15 protein-coding genes are annotated in these 16,778 nt (G+C 61.1%); 8 read left to right on the plus strand and 7 right to left on the minus strand.

The features are described 5' to 3' along the window. Positions 1 to 174, minus strand: a 174-nt coding sequence (locus N6L25_RS14275; RefSeq protein WP_271981818.1) for a helix-turn-helix domain-containing protein, incomplete at its 3' end; no start/stop codon positions are given. A 456-nt stretch (positions 175 to 630) separates the two neighbouring features. Next, positions 631 to 2,622: a type I restriction-modification system subunit M gene (locus N6L25_RS14280; RefSeq protein WP_271981820.1), complete on the minus strand. Its 1,992-nt coding sequence runs from the start codon at positions 2,620 to 2,622 to the stop codon at positions 631 to 633. A gap of 244 nt (positions 2,623 to 2,866) precedes the next feature. Here N6L25_RS14280 and N6L25_RS14285 point away from each other — a divergent pair, with 244 nt between their 5' ends. Both N6L25_RS14285 and N6L25_RS14290 read left to right on the plus strand, forming a co-directional pair. After that, positions 2,867 to 3,169 carry a type II toxin-antitoxin system HigB family toxin gene (locus N6L25_RS14285; protein ID WP_271981559.1) on the plus strand — a complete coding sequence of 101 codons (303 nt, stop codon included), beginning with the start codon at positions 2,867 to 2,869 and terminating at the stop codon, positions 3,167 to 3,169. Between the two features lie 17 nt (positions 3,170 to 3,186). Then, positions 3,187 to 3,555, plus strand: a complete 369-nt coding sequence (locus N6L25_RS14290) for a helix-turn-helix domain-containing protein (protein ID WP_271981822.1) — start codon at positions 3,187 to 3,189, stop codon at positions 3,553 to 3,555. A gap of 19 nt (positions 3,556 to 3,574) precedes the next feature. Here the strand turns inward: N6L25_RS14290 and N6L25_RS14295 are convergent, their stop codons facing one another. Next, complete coding sequence (locus N6L25_RS14295; RefSeq protein WP_271981561.1) at positions 3,575 to 4,780, minus strand: NAD(P)/FAD-dependent oxidoreductase; 1,206 nt, start codon at positions 4,778 to 4,780, stop codon at positions 3,575 to 3,577. 128 nt (positions 4,781 to 4,908) lie between these two features. Between N6L25_RS14295 and N6L25_RS14300 the strand changes: the two genes are divergently transcribed. Next, a complete protein-coding gene (locus tag N6L25_RS14300) occupies positions 4,909 to 6,003 on the plus strand; it encodes an ABC transporter substrate-binding protein (protein ID WP_271981563.1) in 1,095 nt (364 codons plus the stop codon). Then, a complete protein-coding gene (locus N6L25_RS14305; RefSeq protein WP_271981565.1) occupies positions 6,000 to 7,337 on the plus strand; it encodes a GGDEF domain-containing protein in 1,338 nt (445 codons plus the stop codon). The genes N6L25_RS14300 and N6L25_RS14305 overlap by 4 nt, the downstream gene beginning before the upstream one ends. 59 nt (positions 7,338 to 7,396) lie before the next feature. Here N6L25_RS14305 and N6L25_RS14310 read toward each other — a convergent pair whose 3' ends face one another. Together N6L25_RS14310 and N6L25_RS14315 are read right to left on the minus strand one after the other, a co-directional pair. Next, positions 7,397 to 8,206 carry a PhzF family phenazine biosynthesis protein gene (locus N6L25_RS14310; RefSeq protein ID WP_271981567.1) on the minus strand — a complete coding sequence of 270 codons (810 nt, stop codon included), beginning with the start codon at positions 8,204 to 8,206 and terminating at the stop codon, positions 7,397 to 7,399. Further along, positions 8,203 to 8,526, minus strand: a complete 324-nt coding sequence (locus tag N6L25_RS14315) for a hypothetical protein (RefSeq protein WP_271981569.1) — start codon at positions 8,524 to 8,526, stop codon at positions 8,203 to 8,205. Before N6L25_RS14315 ends, N6L25_RS14310 begins: the two co-directional genes overlap by 4 nt. Positions 8,527 to 8,704: 178 nt before the next feature. Between N6L25_RS14315 and N6L25_RS14320 the strand changes: the two genes are divergently transcribed. Beyond that, positions 8,705 to 10,126, plus strand: coding sequence for an aminotransferase-like domain-containing protein (locus tag N6L25_RS14320; RefSeq protein ID WP_271981571.1), 1,422 nt, complete (start codon positions 8,705 to 8,707; stop codon positions 10,124 to 10,126). Here the strand turns inward: N6L25_RS14320 and N6L25_RS14325 are convergent. Then, a complete protein-coding gene (locus tag N6L25_RS14325; RefSeq protein ID WP_271981573.1) occupies positions 10,118 to 10,768 on the minus strand; it encodes a response regulator transcription factor in 651 nt (216 codons plus the stop codon). The two genes, N6L25_RS14320 and N6L25_RS14325, sit on opposite strands and share 9 nt — an antisense overlap. After that, positions 10,765 to 12,312, minus strand: a complete 1,548-nt coding sequence (locus tag N6L25_RS14330) for a PAS domain-containing sensor histidine kinase (protein WP_442915252.1) — start codon at positions 12,310 to 12,312, stop codon at positions 10,765 to 10,767. Before N6L25_RS14330 ends, N6L25_RS14325 begins: the two co-directional genes overlap by 4 nt. 156 nt (positions 12,313 to 12,468) lie before the next feature. Here N6L25_RS14330 and N6L25_RS14335 point away from each other — a divergent pair, with 156 nt between their 5' ends. From N6L25_RS14335 to N6L25_RS14345, 3 genes are all read left to right on the plus strand, one after another. Continuing rightward, complete coding sequence (locus tag N6L25_RS14335; RefSeq protein ID WP_271981575.1) at positions 12,469 to 14,097, plus strand: acyl-CoA synthetase; 1,629 nt, start codon at positions 12,469 to 12,471, stop codon at positions 14,095 to 14,097. 71 nt (positions 14,098 to 14,168) lie between these two features. Then, complete coding sequence (locus N6L25_RS14340) at positions 14,169 to 15,545, plus strand: solute carrier family 23 protein (protein WP_271981577.1); 1,377 nt, start codon at positions 14,169 to 14,171, stop codon at positions 15,543 to 15,545. Positions 15,546 to 15,801: 256 nt separating this feature from the next. Continuing rightward, positions 15,802 to 16,647: a metal-dependent hydrolase gene (locus N6L25_RS14345; RefSeq protein WP_271981579.1), complete on the plus strand. Its 846-nt coding sequence runs from the start codon at positions 15,802 to 15,804 to the stop codon at positions 16,645 to 16,647. Positions 16,648 to 16,778 lie beyond the last annotated feature (131 nt).

The following is a 16,778-nucleotide window of genomic DNA, read 5'->3' on the forward strand; positions in this document are numbered from 1 at the left end:
ATCCTCGGGCAAGGGCCAGTTAAGATTTAGGGCATCGGCCCGGGACAGCAACTTCTGGATGGCCCCGACACTGGTCTTGGTGCTGGCGCTGATTTGCCGGATCGAGAGCCCGGCTTCCAGCCTCAGGCGAAGCACCTCTCTGATTTTACGCATTGGAATTCTCTTTGCTGGCACAACTCCGCTCCCCAGAAAAAGGAGTCAGAGTAGCAAACACTTGAATAAACAATGCGTTAAGAAAGATTCCGGTTGAACGTGAACACCGTTTCCGGGAACGTGAACGCGGATTCCGGCATCGTGAACACCGATTCCGGAAAATCCTGAAAAGTGTTCACCTTCGACCAGAATGGTTGTTCAAGTTGAACCAGAATCGGTGTTTACGTTCGTCCGGAATGAGTGTTCATGATGGGCCGGAATATGCAGAGTCAATATGTAGACTAGTAATTCTGCTCAAATCGGAAGGGGTGACCCATGTAATTGGGCCATCCCAATTACATGGGTCAGAGGTTGGGGTAGACCCACCTTGAATACTAAAAAATCTTTTAAGGGGCTGGACCGTCCAGTTTACCGGAACCTCTCCGAGCCACCCAACACCAGAGTCCTTATAATCGGGATACGCTGGATACTGCCCGCTCACGAATGCACCTCCGCCAACAACCCCATAATCTCCCGACTCACCGCATCCAGATCCGCGTCGATCTCTTTCAGTGACCGGGGTGGCTGGTACTGGTAGAAGTGGCGGTTGAAGGGGATCTCGTAGCCGACGATGCCCATCTGGCCGTCCTTGTCGTCGCACTTGCCTTCGTCGATCCAGGCGTCCGGTACGTGGGGCAGCACTTCGCGGGCGAAGTAGTCCTGGATGTTTTCATTCAGCGGTACGTTTTCGTTGTCCCGCAGGTCCGGGTTGGGTTCGGGTTTACCTTTTGACGTGCAGACTTCGGCGTCGTCGTCCTGCTCGCCGAGGTGCTTGCACAGCAGCTTGAACGCCGGGGCGGGGAGTTTGATGTCCCCCAGCCAGGCGGTGAGCTGTTTCTTGAAGGTGTTGCGGGACAGCAGTTTGCTTTCTCGGAAGTTGCCGAGCACGGTGAGGATGGCGTCTTGCAGATCTTCATCCAGCTTAGCCCAGGCCTTGTCCGCCTGCAGGGCGGCGAGGCGTTCCGGATCCTGCGGGTAGAACGCCAGCTTCAGGGGGCGCTCGACTGTGATGCGGCGGTAGCCGAAGTCGGTGGTGTTGAACACCTTGGCGATGCCGCTGGCTTCCAGTTCGGCGCGGTCGTAGCGGCTGTAGAGCTGGACGATCTTCGCCAGCGCCTCGTCGTTGAGGTATTTGCGTTTGGAGCCCAGGGACTTGCGCATGGGGCTGTGCAGGTCGGCGGCGTTGATCAGCAGCACCTTGCCCTTGCGTTCGCTGGGCTTGTGGTTGGACAGCACCCACACGTAGGTGGCGATGCCGGTGTTGTAGAACATGTCCGTGGGTAGGGCGACGATGGCGTCCAGCAGATCCTGCTCCAGGATGTAGCGGCGGATCTCGCTCTCGCCGCTGCCAGCGCCGCCGGTAAACAGGGGCGAGCCGTTGAGAATGATGCCGATGCGGGAGCCCGGGGTCTCGCTGGTGGGCGCCTGCATCTTGCTGATCAGGTGCATCAGGAACAGCAGCGAGCCGTCGGACACCCTTGGCAGGCCAGGGCCGAAGCGACCGTCGAAGCCCTGTTGCTGGTGTTCGTCCTTGACGATCTTCTCCACCTTCTTCCAGTCCACGCCGAAGGGCGGGTTGGAGAGGCAGTAGTCGAACCGGTTGCCCCGCAACTGGTCGTTGGAGAGAGTGTTGCCCAGCTTGAGGTTGGAAATGTCCTGGCCCTTGATCAGCATGTCCGCCTTGCAGATGGCGTAGGACTCGGGATTCAGCTCCTGGCCGAAGGTGCGCAGGGTCGCCTGGTCGTTGAGTTCGTGCAGGTATTCCATACCGCAGGAGAGAAAGCCGCCGGTGCCCGCTGTCGGGTCGTAGATGGTGCGAATGGCCCCCGGCCGGGTCAGTGCCTCGTCGTCGGCGGAGAACACCAGGGAGGTGGTCAGTCGCACGATGTCCCGCGGGGTGAAGTGTTCCCCGGCGGTTTCGTTGGAACTTTCGGCAAAGCGGCGGATCAGGTCTTCGAACACCAGGCCCATGTGGTAGTTGTCCACCGCCTGCGGCGACAGGTCGAAGTGGGCGAACTTCTGCACCACCTTGTAGAGCAGGTCGGCGTCGGCCAGCTTGGCCATGCTGGTGTCGAAGCTGAAGTACTCGAAGATCTCCCGGGCGTCGGCGGAAAAAGCCCGCACGTAGCTGTCCAGATTGTCGAGGATGTGGGTCTCGCCCAGCTTGGACAGATCCAGTTTGGAGGTGTTGTAGAACGACTGGCCGGCGGCGTTGAGCAGCAGCTTGTTGCGGGCTTCCTCCGGCATGGACCCGCTGGTTTCCACCATCGCCAGCACCTTGTCCTTCGAGTTGGCCAGCACGCATTCCAGACGGCGCAGCACCGTGAAGGGGAGAATGATGCGGCCATACTGGGATTGCTTGAAGTCGCCACGCAGCAAATCGGCCACCGACCAGATCAGCCCGGCCAGGGAGGAGGTGTTGGTGTTCATGATGGAATTTGAGTTCTCTAACAACATGCGGGGGCGTCCTTGCTGTTCGGAGGCTCGGCTAACCTGTTGAAAGATTTAGGGGGAGCATTTGCCGAGCATAATTTTGCCCGATACTACCGCAGTACGTCCATTGGGGCCAAGGCTTCAGGCCAGGTTCCTCGCCGCCGTCCTTGAGTGGGCGATTTCCCATGGAAGAGTGACAAGTGTGTTGCCAAAGTCCCAAATTGGGACTATTGTGTGGCGTATGAGAATCATCGCCTTGTCGACGCTGAAAGCCTTCTGGGAAGAAAACCCGGAATATCAGGATGCCAAAGAGCCAACCCTGGCCTGGCATCGTCATACCTTGCATGCGGATTGGAGTTCACCTGCCGAGTTAAAGCAGGACTTCGGGAATGCAAGCATCCTCAAGGATGGGCGGGTTGTATTCAATATTGCGGGGAACAAGTACCGGCTGGTTGTGTGGGTGAACTACGCATACCGAGTCGTATACGTCCGTTTTATTGGCACCCATGCGCAGTATGACAAGATTGATGTGCAAACCATTTAGTTGTCGGAGGATTCGTGATGAATATCAAGCCGATTAAGACCGATGCCGACTACCGTGCGGCATTAAAAGCCGTTGAAAGCCTGATGATGGCCGCGCCGGATACGCCAGAAGGCGAAAAACTGGATGTCATGGTTACCTTGATTGAGGCATATGAGGCCAAGCATTTCCCGATGGATTTGCCTGACCCGGTTGAGGCCATTAAGTTTGAAATGGAACGCAAGGGCCTAACCGTCAAAGATCTGGAACCCATGATCGGCAAAAGCAACCGCGTATACGAGATTCTGAATCACAAACGCTCGCTAACGTTGAAGATGGTCTGGAAACTCCACGAAGGTTTGGGCATTCCGGCGGAGTCGTTAATCAAGCCGCCACAAGCCCATGCCTGATTAATCTCGCAGCCGGGAATCAAGCCTCATTCCCCGCCGCCACCCCCGACGCCCAGGCCCACTGGAAGTTATGCCCGCCCAGATGACCGGTCACATCCACCACCTCGCCGATGAAGTAGAGGTTGGGGTGGTCGTTGGCGGCCATGGTCTTGGAGGATAGCTGGCGGGTGTCGACGCCGCCCAGGGTCACCTCGGCGGTGCGGTAGCCTTCGGTACCGCCGGGTTTGATGGTCCAGCGTTGCAGGGTGTTGGCGGCGGCCTCCAGATCGGCGTTCTTGTAGCTTTGCAGCGGACCCTGCCAGCCCTGCAGCTCATTGAAGGCCTGGGCGAAGCGTTTGGGCAGATGCTGGTTGAGATGCTTGGCCAGGGTGCCTTGCGGACTGCTCTTGCGCAGCCCGAACAGTTCTTCCTGTACATTCTGGCCGGGCAGCAGGTTGATGGCCAGCTCGTCGCCAGGTTGCCAGAAGCTGGAAATCTGCAGCATGGACGGTCCGCTCAGGCCGCGGTGGGTCACCAGCATCGGTTCGCGGAAGCTCATGTCATTACAGCTCACTTCCACCGGGCAGCTCACGCCGGACAGCGGCGCCAGTTGCTCCTTCAGCGCCGGCTGCAGGGTGAACGGCACCAGGCCGGCGCGGGTGGGCAGCACTTCCAGGCCGAACTGGCGGGCGATGTCGTAGCCAAAGCCGGTGGCCCCCATGGTGGGGATGGACAGGCCGCCACAGGCCACCACCAGGGATTGGCATGCCAGCGTGCCGCCACTGGTGGCTAGACGGTAGCCGTCCGCCGTGTCGCTGATGCTCCGGATTTCGGTATTCAGCCGTATCTCCGCACCGGCCCAGTCGCATTCCGTCAGCAGAAGATTGAGGATGTCCTTGCTGTTGTCGGCGCAGAACAACTGACCGGCCGCTTTTTCCACATGCTCCACGCCGTGCCGCTCCACCAGCTCCAGGAAATGCTGGGGGGTGTAGCGCTTGAGGGCGGAGATGCAGAAGTGCGGGTTATCGGACAGAAAATTGGCCGGAGTGCTGTTCAGGTTGGTGAAATTACAGCGGCCGCCCCCGGACATCAGAATCTTTTTGCCCGGCTTGTTGGCGTGGTCCAGCACCAGCACCCGGCGTCCCCGGTAGCCGGCGGTGGCGGCACACATGAGCCCGGCGGCGCCGGCGCCAATGATGATGACATCGTAATGTTGAGACTTGGAGAGTGAGGGTGTGGGTGTCATATCATGCCAGTCAGCTCGAGTAGCACGGAAGTATACCGGCCAGGCGGGGCATTTACATGGCCTATAGCGTCAGGGTTGGTTAGAATATGCACGCTTTTTGCCTGCCCATACCTATCTTGGAAAGAGATGTGTCCCGAATTTGTCTGACGGCCCTGCTGCTATTTTTACCGGCGTTCAGCTGGGCGTTTACCGTTACCTTTATAAACCCCGGCAAGCACGACGAACCCTACTGGGTGGATGCCGCCAACGGCATGAAAGCGGCGGCTCGTAGCCTGGACATCGAGCTGGAGATCCTGTTTGCGGAGCGAGATCCGCTGCGACAGATTCAGTTAACCCGCGAGGTGGCTGCCCGCTCCCCACTAACCCGACCGGATTACCTGCTGTTATCGGTGGAAAAAGGCACCTTTGGCGAGCAGATGAGCGTTGCCGTGGACGCCGGTATTCAGGTGTTTCTGGCCTATAACGGTTTGTTGCCGGCGGAGCGGGCTCGTTTTGGCGGCCCGCGGGAGCAATTCAGCGAATTGCTGGGTTCGTTGATCCCGGTGGCCGAAACCGCCGGCCAACTGACGGCGACGGCGCTGCTGGATGAAGCCCGCCGACGGCGGCTGCAGGCGGCGGACGGCAAGATCCACATGATCGCCATCTCCGGCGACCGCTCAACCGATAGCTCCATTCGTCGCAATCGCGGCATGCAGTCGGTGGTGGATGCCAACGATGACCTGGTCCTGCATCAGATCGTTCATGCGGACTGGCGGCGGGATATTGGCGAACTCAAGGCGGCTCAGCTGCTGGAGCGCTATCCCGAGGTGTCGGTGATCTGGTGTGGCAATGACCTGATTGCCTTTGGCGCTATTGAGGCCTTGAAGGCACGGCAGCAGCGCCCCGGCGTTGAGGTTCTGGTGTCCGGCGTCAATACCTCCGAAGAGGCGATGCAACGGCTGATTGCGGGCGAGCTGACCGCTTTGGCCGGGGGCCACTTCATGGCCGGCGCCTGGTCACTGGTGATGTTGTACGACTATCACCACGGCATCGATTTCGCCGGCAGCGAAGGCCTTGAACTGCAGCGCCCGATGTTTTCCCTGTTCACCCCGGTGCTGGCCCAGCGCTACCTGGAGCGTTTTGCCGAGCCGGTTCCCCGCATCGACTTTAGCCGTTACAGCAAGCACCGGAATCCGGGGTTGGACCGCTATCGCTTTGATTTCGGGCAGCTGTTGGAACCATGACCGTGCAAGCCGACGCGCGGCCGATCCAGTCCATTTCCCGGGACATCCTGCGGCGAATGGTGTCGATTGCGGCACTGTTCGTGGTGCTGGTCAGCGTGGTACAGAGCTGGGTTCAGTATCGCAGCGAGATCGAGCGGGTTGATGCCCTGGTGGCGACACTGGCGGGCAGTCATGTGCCCTTGCTGACGGTGGCGCTGTGGGACATCGAACCGGTGGTGGCCAGGCGCCAGGTGGCGATGATCGCCGCGCACCCGGAAATCGCTTCGGCCCGGTTGACGACGATGATCGGCATGACCTTCCGGACGGGGGCGGGCCGCGCCGGCGATGGCGCGGATTTTGCGGCCGCCATTCCCCACCCTCGGGGTGGCGAGGAGCCCCTGGGCGAACTGTCGGTGAGCTACAACTGGCAACAGATTCGTCAAAACATCCTGGTGTCGGTGGCGATGGCGACGGCGAAGCTGGCGCTGTTCATTCTGTTCATCTGCGTGCTGGTGTATCGGGTGATCGTCGCCCGGCTGAAAAAACCGTTGCGCCAGATTGCCCGGTACAGTTTGCGGCTGTCCCCGGATCGGGACAATCCGCCGTTGCGGATCCAGCGCCCCGAGCGCCCCTGGCGAGACGAGATCGACCTGATGTCGGAAGGCTTCGACACCCTGCGGGAAACCATTGCCCGTTACCGTTCGGAGCGGGACCGGGCCATGGCGGCGCTGGCCATGGAGCGGGATCAGCTGGAGCAACGGGTGCTGGCGCGTACCGCGGAACTGGAGGAACACCGGCGGGAACTGATTCGCCTGACCCGTACCGATCCGTTGACCGGCCTGGCCAATCGGCGTTACTTCGACGATGCCAAGCGACTGGAAGAGCGACGGGCCCGCCGTCAGGGCACGCCGATTTCTTTGGTGATGATCGACGTGGACCACTTCAAGGCCTATAACGACCGCTACGGACATGCCGCTGGCGATCGCTGTCTGGTCCGGCTGGCACAGTTGATGCGGGAGCATTGCCGGCGGGCGGGAGAACTGGCGGTTCGGCTGGGGGGCGAGGAGTTTGCCTTACTGCTGCCCGGTCAGGGCCGACTGGCGGCCATCGAGCTGGCGCAGAAACTGCGCCAGTCACTGTATGAAGTCAACCTGCTCCACGAAGGCTCGCCCATTGGCCGGGTGTCCGTCAGCATTGGCTGCGCCACCTGGGAGCCCGGCTGCGACCTGCCTTTGGATGACAAACTGTTCGACCGCCTGCTCAGCCTGGCGGACCGGCGGCTCTACCAGGCCAAGCATCACGGTCGCAACCGGGTGGTCGCGGAAGACCGGGACTCGCTCGGCGTACCTTGGTAGCGTCTTGATCGAACCTTGATAGCGTCTTGGCAGCGCCCCGCTAGCAGGGGGCAAGCCACTCAGTCCAGGCGCACCTGACCCTCCATGTAGAAGGCGGCCTGGCCGGCAATGCGCACCCGGTCGCCCGCCAACTGACACTCCAGCACCCCGCCACGGGCCGACAGTTGGCGGGCGGACAGCTGATTTTTACCCAGGCGCTGTGCCCAGTACGGCGTCAGCACGCTGTGGATGGAGCCGGTCACCGGATCTTCATCGATGCCCACCGCGGGCACGAAATATCGGCTCACGAAATCGCACGTGTCTCCCGGGGCGGTGATGATCACGCCCTGGCTGCCGATCTTCTTGAGCAGCCCCAGATCGGGTTCCGCCGCCCGCACCTCAGCCTCGTTATCCAGTATCACTAAGTAGTTATTGTCATTGGCGGCGTAGTACACCCGGTCGGAGGCTTGCGGCAGCGCCTGGCGCAGTAACTCCGGGGTGGCGCGTTGCTCGAAGGCGAGGTTCGGGAAGTCCAGCTCCAGCCAGCCGCCATCGCGACGGGTCACGCCGAGGGGGCCGCTTTTGGAGCGGAAGCGCACGGTGTCACGGTCGAAATCGAGCCGGTAGAACAGCACCCAGGCGGTGGCCAGCGTCGCGTGACCGCACAGCGGGACTTCCGCGCCGGGGGTAAACCAGCGGATGTGGTAGTCGCAGTCGCTGCCTGCCGGCTCCGGCACCAGGAAGGCGGTCTCGGAAAGGTGGTTTTCCAGCGCCAGGTTCTGCAGCAGTTCGTCCGGCAGCCAGTGCTCCAGCGGCATGACCGCCGCCGGATTGCCGCCAAAGACGTCGCTGGTGAAGGCATCCACCTGGTAGATCGGTAATGTGGTCATGCTGTCTCCTGAGGGTTAGGGTGAGGGAGGTTGAGTCGGCCCGCATAGTCGGTTGCCCGCAGGGTCAGGAAGCGGAACAGCTCTTCGGTACCATACAGGTGCAGTTCGGGCAGGCCGCCAAATGCGTTCAATACCCAGTGTTGTGGCGCCATCTCCGTGACTTTAAACCCCAGAGCCCGAAGTTGCCGGACCAGGCTCGCCTGAGTTCCTCCCAAGGGGAGGCTTGCGGGCGCGCTGCCGGCCAGTCCCAGCAGGTCCTTGCGGGATCCCCGGGGCGCGATGGCGCGGGGGCTCAACGGTTGTGATGCAAAGGCGGTCATGGCGGTCACTCCTGGTCCGTGGATCGTGAAACGATTATCACGCCCTGCCGCTCACCATCACAGATTCAGCTGGTATGGTTTTGAACCGGTACAGATGATTTAATGGGGCATCTGTACCGTGAAAGTCGGCGGGCAACTGTACCGCCCCCTGAGTCGGGGAATCTGGCAGGATAGGACTATGGGCATTCTCTACAATCGCGTGGCCGACCAGTTGCAAACCCTGATACTCGAAGGCGTGTATCGGGAAGGGGAGCGTTTGCCCGGCGTCCGGGTCCTGAGCCGCCAGTTTAGTGTCAGCGTATCGACCATTCTGCAGGCGCACCAGACGCTGGAGGGGCGGGGCTATCTGCAGGCCCGCGAACGCAGCGGCTACTATGTCCGACTTCCCAAACTGGACACTCCGGAACCGGTGATGAGCCAACCCCGCTCCGAGCCGCTGCCGGTCAGTGCCCGGGACATGGCGCTGGAGCTGTGCAGTGACGAGCAGAAACGAATGGTGCCCTTGGCGGCGGCGATTCCCCATCCCGACTTCCTGCCGGTGCGACAAATTCAACAGGCCACGCTGTGGGCGGCACGCCACGGTTACGAGACCCTCGACTACGCCTTTCCCGGCAAATCCATCTACCGTCGGCAGGTGGCCCAGCGCATGACCGCACTCGGGTGCCTGGTGACCCCGGACGACATTCTCGCCACCAATGGCGCCCAGGAGGCGATCATTCTGGCCCTGCGGGCGGTGACCCAGCCTGGGGACATCGTCGCGGTGGAGTCGCCGTCGTTCCCCGGCATCCTGCAGGCACTGGATGTGGTTGGTCTGCGGGTCATTGAGATTCCCACCCACCCGACCGAGGGGCTTAGCCTGGAGGGCCTTGAGCTGGCACTGGAACAGTGGCCCATCAAGGCCTGCGTGGTGGTCACCAACCACAGCAATCCGATGGGGGCCCGGCTTCCCGACGCGCGCAAGCAGGCGCTGGTCAACATGCTGGAACGGGCCCGGGTGCCATTGATTGAGGACGACATATACGGTGACCTGTACTTTGACGGCGAAAGGCCGCGCCCGGCGAAGGCGTTTGATCGTACCGGCAACGTGATCTATTGCAGCTCGTTCTCCAAGACCATCTCCCCCGGATTGCGGTTGGGCTGGATGATTCCCGGTCGTTACCAGGTTGAGGCACGGCAACAGAAGTATTTCAGCAACCTGGCCACCGCCAGTATTCCCCAGTTGGCGGTCGCCAGGTTCCTGGAGCAGGGGGGCTATGATCGCTACCTGCGCTCCGCCAGACAACGCTATCGCGAGGCCATCGAACGCATGCGTTCGGCCGTTGGCCGGGCCTTTCCCGAGGGTACCGCCGTCAGCCGGCCCAGTGGCGGCTTCGTGCTGTGGGTACAGCTGCCAGGAACCACATCGGGGACCCGGGTTTACCAACTGGCTCGTGAAGACAATATTAACGTCGCCCCAGGACGGATGTTCTCCACCACCGACAAGTATGAGAACTGTCTGCGACTCAACGGCGCCAACCCCTGGTGCCCGCGCATTGAGTCGGCGATACAGCGGCTGGGCGTGCTGGCCCAGCAGGTGGCCTCAGAATCCACATCAGGATGACGGGGTTTCCCGTAGGTTGAGCGGATTCACCAATCCGGCGGCGATTGCCAGACCGGTCACGTCTGGCAGCCGATCCGCCCCCAGTCGCTTCATCACCCGGCCCCGGTACAGGTCGATGGTTTTGACGCTGACGTTCAGCTGCTCCGCAATCTCCCGGCTGGTGTAACCCTGGGCCAGGGGCAGGAACACATCCCGCTCCCGGGGCGTCAGGCTGTCCAGCAGGGCCTGGGTTCCGGGCGCACCGGCTGTTGTCTGCGGGGACAGCCGCCGGTCCTGCATCGCCTGTTGCACGCTGTCCAGCAGCAGCTGTTCGTTGAACGGTTTCTCGATGAAGTCGAAGGCACCGGACTTGAAGGCCCGCACGGCGATTGGCACATCGGCATGTCCCGACACGAAAATGATCGGCAGGTTCAGTCCTTGTCGCTGCATTTCTTCCTGCACGTTCAAGCCACCAAGCCCCGGCATCCGCACATCCAACACCACGCAGCCGGCGGCGTCCGGGTCGACGGCGTCCAGAAACTGGCGTCCGTCCGCATAGCCCCGCACCGTCAGGCCGACGGATTCCAGCAGCCACTGGGTGGATTCGAGCATGCCGCTGTCGTCGTCCACGACGTAGACGATGGAAGATGGCGCGTGTGTCATGGCTTGGTTCTCTTGCGTTGGGGTTGGTGTGGATGATGCCTTGGTTGGCTTTGTGAATGGTGCTGCGAATGGTGCGTCCGGGCTGGCGTGCCGCCGTCAGGGAAGCGACAGGTCAGGCGCAGTCCGCCCGCTGCTGCCGGGCTGGCATCCAGGAAGCCGCCAAAGCCCTCGATGATGGAGCGACTCATGGACAAGCCCAGCCCGAGGCCATGGGGTTTGCGGGTATAGAATGGCGTGAACATCTGGTTCAGTCCGTCCTCATCCAGCCCCGGGCCCTGGTCTATGACGTCGATACAGATCTGGCCTTCGCCAGTGGTGGATGTTTCCCGGCCAGTGGCGATGGTGATTCGCGAGGGCTGCTCCGGGCGCTGCTCCCGGTTGGCGTCGATGGCGTTGCGAATCAGGTTGACCAGCACCTGCTCCAGCAACACTGGATCAGCGGCCAGCGTCGGCAGATGGTCCGACAGTCTCTGCTCGATGCCCACCTTATACTTGTCGGCCTCCCATTGGCACAGGCGAATCGCAGTCAGCACTGTGTCGTTGAGCTGGATCGTGGCACTGCGTTTCTGGCCCTTGCGGAGGAAGGCGCGAAGCCGTTTGATGACCTCCGCGGCATGGTTGGCGTGTTGGGTGATGCGTTTGAGGCCATCCTGGACCTTACCGAGCGCCGCCGGATTGTCCCCGGCCTGAGCCAGATAGCGCTGGCTGGCGCTGGCGTAGTTAACGATGGTGGCCAGGGGCTGGTTCATCTCATGGGCAATGCCGGAGGCCAGTTCACCGAGGGTCGCCAGGCGGGCGGCGTGGGCCAGTTCGTCCGCCAGCCGGCGGTTCTCTGCTTCCGACCGCACCCGGGCGCTAATGTCGCGGGAAACGCTGATCACCTCAATCACGGTTCCGGTGTAAGTTTCGCGAATAGCGCGGCTGGCAATCTCGAACCAACGCCGGCTACCGTCCCGGTGCAACACCTGTAGGGTCAGGGTGGCATAACCGGTGTCGCGAAGCTGGGTGCGGGCGGCGTCCATCTGGCTGTCGTGGGTATCCGGCAGTACGATCTCTTCCAGCCGCTTGCCCCGCAATTCCTCCGGCCAGTATCCCAGCAGTCGCCAGGACGCCGGCGAGGCATCGAGAAAGCGACCATCCGGGGCGTGACGGGAGATCAGGTCGGTGCTGTTTTCGGTGATCAGGCGGTAAAGCCGGTTGGACCGGGCGGCCTGATCGAGGGACGCCACGGTTGCCGTGGCATCCCGGCCACGAATCACCACACACTGGCTGCCAATGTTCGGGATAAAGGTCCACAGCAGGATGGTGTTGCCCAGGCGGCGCTCCACATCCTGTATGGTCCTGCGCTGCCGCAGGCTGGCCTTGACCAGCGCCTCTAGGTTGACGGGCAACAGGTCGAGGGGGCTTTTCAGCTGCAGGCGCTCACATAGCCGCTGGGTGGCCGGGTTGCTGGCGTTAATTCGGGCGTCAGCATCCACCAGCAGGCAGGCTTCCGGGTCGTGTTCGAGCAGGGCGGGGACCGATTCAGGGAGACTCATTGGCATGTTTTAAATTCGTATAGATAAATTACTATAATACCTTGGGGCTATTGCTAGATAATTTTGTCGAATTTAGTATGTCTTTAGTGAAGAGTATAGCTTTAGTAGCCAGCTCTCAGAAGCCATCACAAGAACAACCGAGTTCTGGAGAGGAAAACCACCATGACCTCTATCTTCGATGCCGGCCTGGATCCGGTTGCCGCCAACCAATCCGCCCTGTCGCCGATTGATTTCATAGCCCGCACCGCCAGCGTCTACCCGGAGTACCCCGCGGTGATCCACGGCGCTGTCCGCTACAACTGGGCAGAAACCTATGCCCGCTGTCGTCGCCTGGCCTCGGCTCTGGCTGGCCGAGGCATTGGCAAGGGCGATACGGTTGCAGCCATGTTGCCGAATATTCCAGCCATGGTGGAATGCCACTTTGGTGTGCCCATGATCGGCGCGGTGCTGAATGCCCTGAACGTCCGCCTGGACGCCGAAGCCATCGCGTTTATGCTGGAGCATGGCGAGGCCAAGGTTGTCATTGCCGACCGGGAGTTCGGCGTGGTGATCCGGGACGCGGTGAGTCGTCTGCAGCAGCCCCCGCTGGTTATTGATGTGGACGACCCGGAATACGGCGAGGGTAGCGCCGTCAGTGACCTGGACTATGAGGCCTTCCTGCAGGAAGGCGATCCGGCCTACGAGTGGCCGTTGCCCGCCGACGAGTGGGATGCCATTTCCCTCAATTACACGTCCGGCACCACCGGTAATCCCAAGGGGGTGGTGTATCACCACCGCGGTGCCTACGAGAACGCCTTGGGCAGTCAGGCGGTGTGGGGCATGGGGCAGCACCCCGTGTACCTGTGGACTTTGCCGATGTTCCATTGCAACGGCTGGTGTTTCCCCTGGACGGTGACCGCCATGGCGGGCACTCATATCTGTCTGCGCCGGGTCGACCCGGAGCGGATCCTGCAGATGATTCGCGAACACCGGGTGACGCACCTGTGTGGCGCGCCCATCGTGCTCAATGCGCTGCTGAATGTGCCGGAGTCCGCCAAGGGCGGTATCGATCACACCGTCAACGCCATGACCGCGGGAGCGGCGCCGCCGGCACAGGTCATAAGTGCCATTGAAGAGATGGGATTTCGCATTACCCACGTTTACGGCCTGACGGAAGTCTACGGCCCGGTGACCGTGTGTGCCTGGAAGTCGGAATGGGATGCGCTGTCGCTGGAAGAACGGGCGGTGATCAAGGCCCGGCAGGGCGTACGCTATCCGACCCTGGCGGGCATGATGGTGGGCGACCCCAGCACCCTGGAGCCGGTGCCTAAAGATGGCAAAACCATTGGCGAGATTTTCCTGCGGGGGAACACGGTGATGAAAGGGTATCTGAAGAACCCCAAAGCCACCGAGGAAGCCTTCCGTGGCGGCTGGTTCCACACCGGGGATCTGGCGGTATGGCATGAAGACGGTTACGCCGAGATCAAGGATCGCCTCAAGGACATCATTATATCCGGTGGAGAAAACATCTCCACCATCGAAGTGGAAGACGTCCTTTATCGTCATCCCGCCGTGCTGGAGGCCGCGGTGGTCGCCCGTCCCGACGACAAGTGGGGCGAAACCCCGTGCGCGTTTGTCACCCTCAAGCCGGAAGCGGACGCGTTGACCGAGGACGAGCTGATCGCCTTCTGCCGGGAGCGCTTGGCTCGCTTCAAGGTGCCCAAGACCGTGGTGTTTACCAAGCTGCCCAAGACATCCACCGGCAAGATCCAGAAGTTTGTGTTGCGTGACCAGGCCCGGGAACTCGGCTGAGCACGACTCTCCTCAAACCCTGACAAAAACAACATCAGGCGCTCCACCCGGAGCTGCCAGGAGGACTCTGTATGCAAATTTATCACCGTAACCAAGGGCAAGAGCAGCCGTTCTGGGCGGCGGGCCCCTTCAAGATTCGCTTGCCGTTCGTGCATTACCGCTGGGAAATGGCGGAGATGGTTCAGGCGCTGATCATGTTTGTGGTCAGCCTGGCGATGATTCCACTGCTGGAAACGTACCTCGGCGTTCCCTACGACGTGGCGCTGGCCTACGTGGTGGTGTGCGGCATCGGTTTCATGCTGCCGGCGCTGTTGGGCGTGCCCTTGGTGCCGGGCTGGATCACCCCGGGAATACCGGTGGTGCTGTTGTTCCTTGGGGATTTTGAGCCGGGGTCTGAGGCCATCCAGGCGCTGTTTGCCCTGCAGTTCCTGGTATTCCTGATCTTCCTGGCGTTGGGGCTGAGCGGCATGGGCAATAAGCTGGTGCAGCTGATCCCCCGATCAATGAAAGGCGGCATCATCATCGGCGCGGGTATTGCCGCCCTGATGGGTGAGATCGAGGCCGGTGGACGGCTGGCGGAGACCCCGATTTCGCTGGCCCTGGGCGGGCTGGTGTGTCTGTACCTGATGTTCTCGTTGTCGTTCAAGGGCTTCGTGGCCAGTAACCCGATCGCCCGCAAGATTGCCAACTACGGCATGGTGCCTGGCATGGTGGTGGCCATTCTGGTGGGCTTCGCGACCGGCGAGTACAACGTGCCGGAGGTACAGTGGGGCGTCACCCAGCCAGCATTTGGCGAGCTCTGGAACTATTTGCCCTTCACCGTTGGCTTTCCCGATGCCTCGGTATTCCTGCTGGCGATTCCAACCGCAGTGATTGCGTACATCATTGCCTTCGGCGACATTATCGTGGGCAAGTCGCTGATGGACCGAGTGGACCATCTGCGCAAAGACGAAGCCATCGACAGCAGCATCGACCGGGTGCACCTGGTGACCGCCATGCGCAACGGCATGCACGCCTTCTTCGCCCCATACCCGGGATTGGCCGGGCCGATCTGGACGGCGGTCACCGCCACCATGGCGGAGCGCTACAAGTATGGCCGCAAGGCCATGGACTCCATTTACAGCGGTGGCGGTACCTTCTGGATTACCGGATTCATCGCGTTGTTCATGCTGCCGCTGGTCAGCTTCTTTCAGCCTGTACTGCCCATCGCGCTGTCGCTGACCCTGCTGCTCACCGGCTACATATGCCTGATGGTGGGGCTGGAGCAGCTGGAGAACAACACCGAGCGGGGCATCGCCGGCACCATGGGAGTTGTTCTGGCGGTGTACGGAGCCGGCTGGGGGCTCGCCAGCGGTGCCATCCTGTATCTGCTGATCGAGCGGACTCAACGGCTGGAGTCGAGCTCCGAGCCGCGGGCCGTCGCTGGTCAGACGGTTGGGGAATCCTGACCCTGCCGACATTCTTCCCTAAATGTGTCCTTGGGAGCCTGACTTCGGTCGGCTCCTTTTTTTAGGCTTTCGAAAACTGACTCGACACCGCTCAGGGCATGATCTGTCCATTGATCTTGGGTTACAGGTAGAGGGAGGGGCGGCAGTCAGATCGGGACTAATTTCGATTAAATTGTGTACAAGGTGAAGCGGTTGCTTTAATTTGGCAGTAGCACACGCATTTCTGTGAACAACCAAAATAAGGCAGGAGGCAGTGATGACGATCAGCTCGACCCCCGAGGGCGTATCGGTTACCCCCCGTCACCTGGATTTCGACGTGTCGGCGGATCTGAAAACTGACTGGCACAGTAACGATGCGTTCCGTACCGCGTTCTTTAATGCACTCTCGCTGCAATTTCCCGAGGGCGAGCAGCAGTTTATCGATGCGGTTCGCCACTACCGTGACCGTATCGGCGATCCAAAGCTGCAAGCGGAAATTCGTGGCTTCATTGGTCAGGAGGGGCTGCACGGTCGCGAGCACCGGGCCTACAACGAGGCGCTGAAGGCTCGCGGCTACGATATTGATGCCATAGACGCCCGCTTCCATCGACATGTTGCCTGGGTGGGGCGGTTACCGGCCAGTCGACGCTTGGCCGGCACCTGCGGGGCGGAGCACTACACCGCGGTACTTGCCAATGCGCTGCTGTCCCATCCGGAGTGGATGGCGGGGGCAACACCGGCCATGCAGGCGCTGTGGCGCTGGCACGCCATAGAAGAAACCGAGCATAAGGCGGTGGCCTTCGACGTCTATCGTCATTGCATCGGTGATGAGCGCCTGCGGCGGATCGTGTTTTTGTACGTGACCTACAACTTTTTCAAATTCACCTTCCTCAACACCTGCAGCCTGCTCAAGGCCGATGGCAAGCTGTGGAGTCTGAAAACCTGGCTCGGGGGGCTGAATTTCCTGTGGGGACGACCGGGGATCATCCGCCGCTGTCTACCGGACTTTCTGGCCTATCTGAGAAAGGGCTTCCACCCCTGGCAACAGGATAATCGGGAGTTGCTTCGACACCAACTGGGGGCGTTGAGCCCAGGTTCGATGAGGGATGGCGTGGCACGCTGAAAATTCACAAATAGGCGGGATTGTCGATCAAAAATTCCTGACTATGTGAATTAATTCACGAACTGTGTTAAAAATGGCTGCCGATACAACAATGATAATAATGGCAGCCGGTAACGCGGCGCCAACACCTC

This window comes from Marinobacter sp. SS21 (assembly GCF_028369065.1).
Classification (GTDB): Bacteria; Pseudomonadota; Gammaproteobacteria; order Pseudomonadales; family Oleiphilaceae; genus Marinobacter.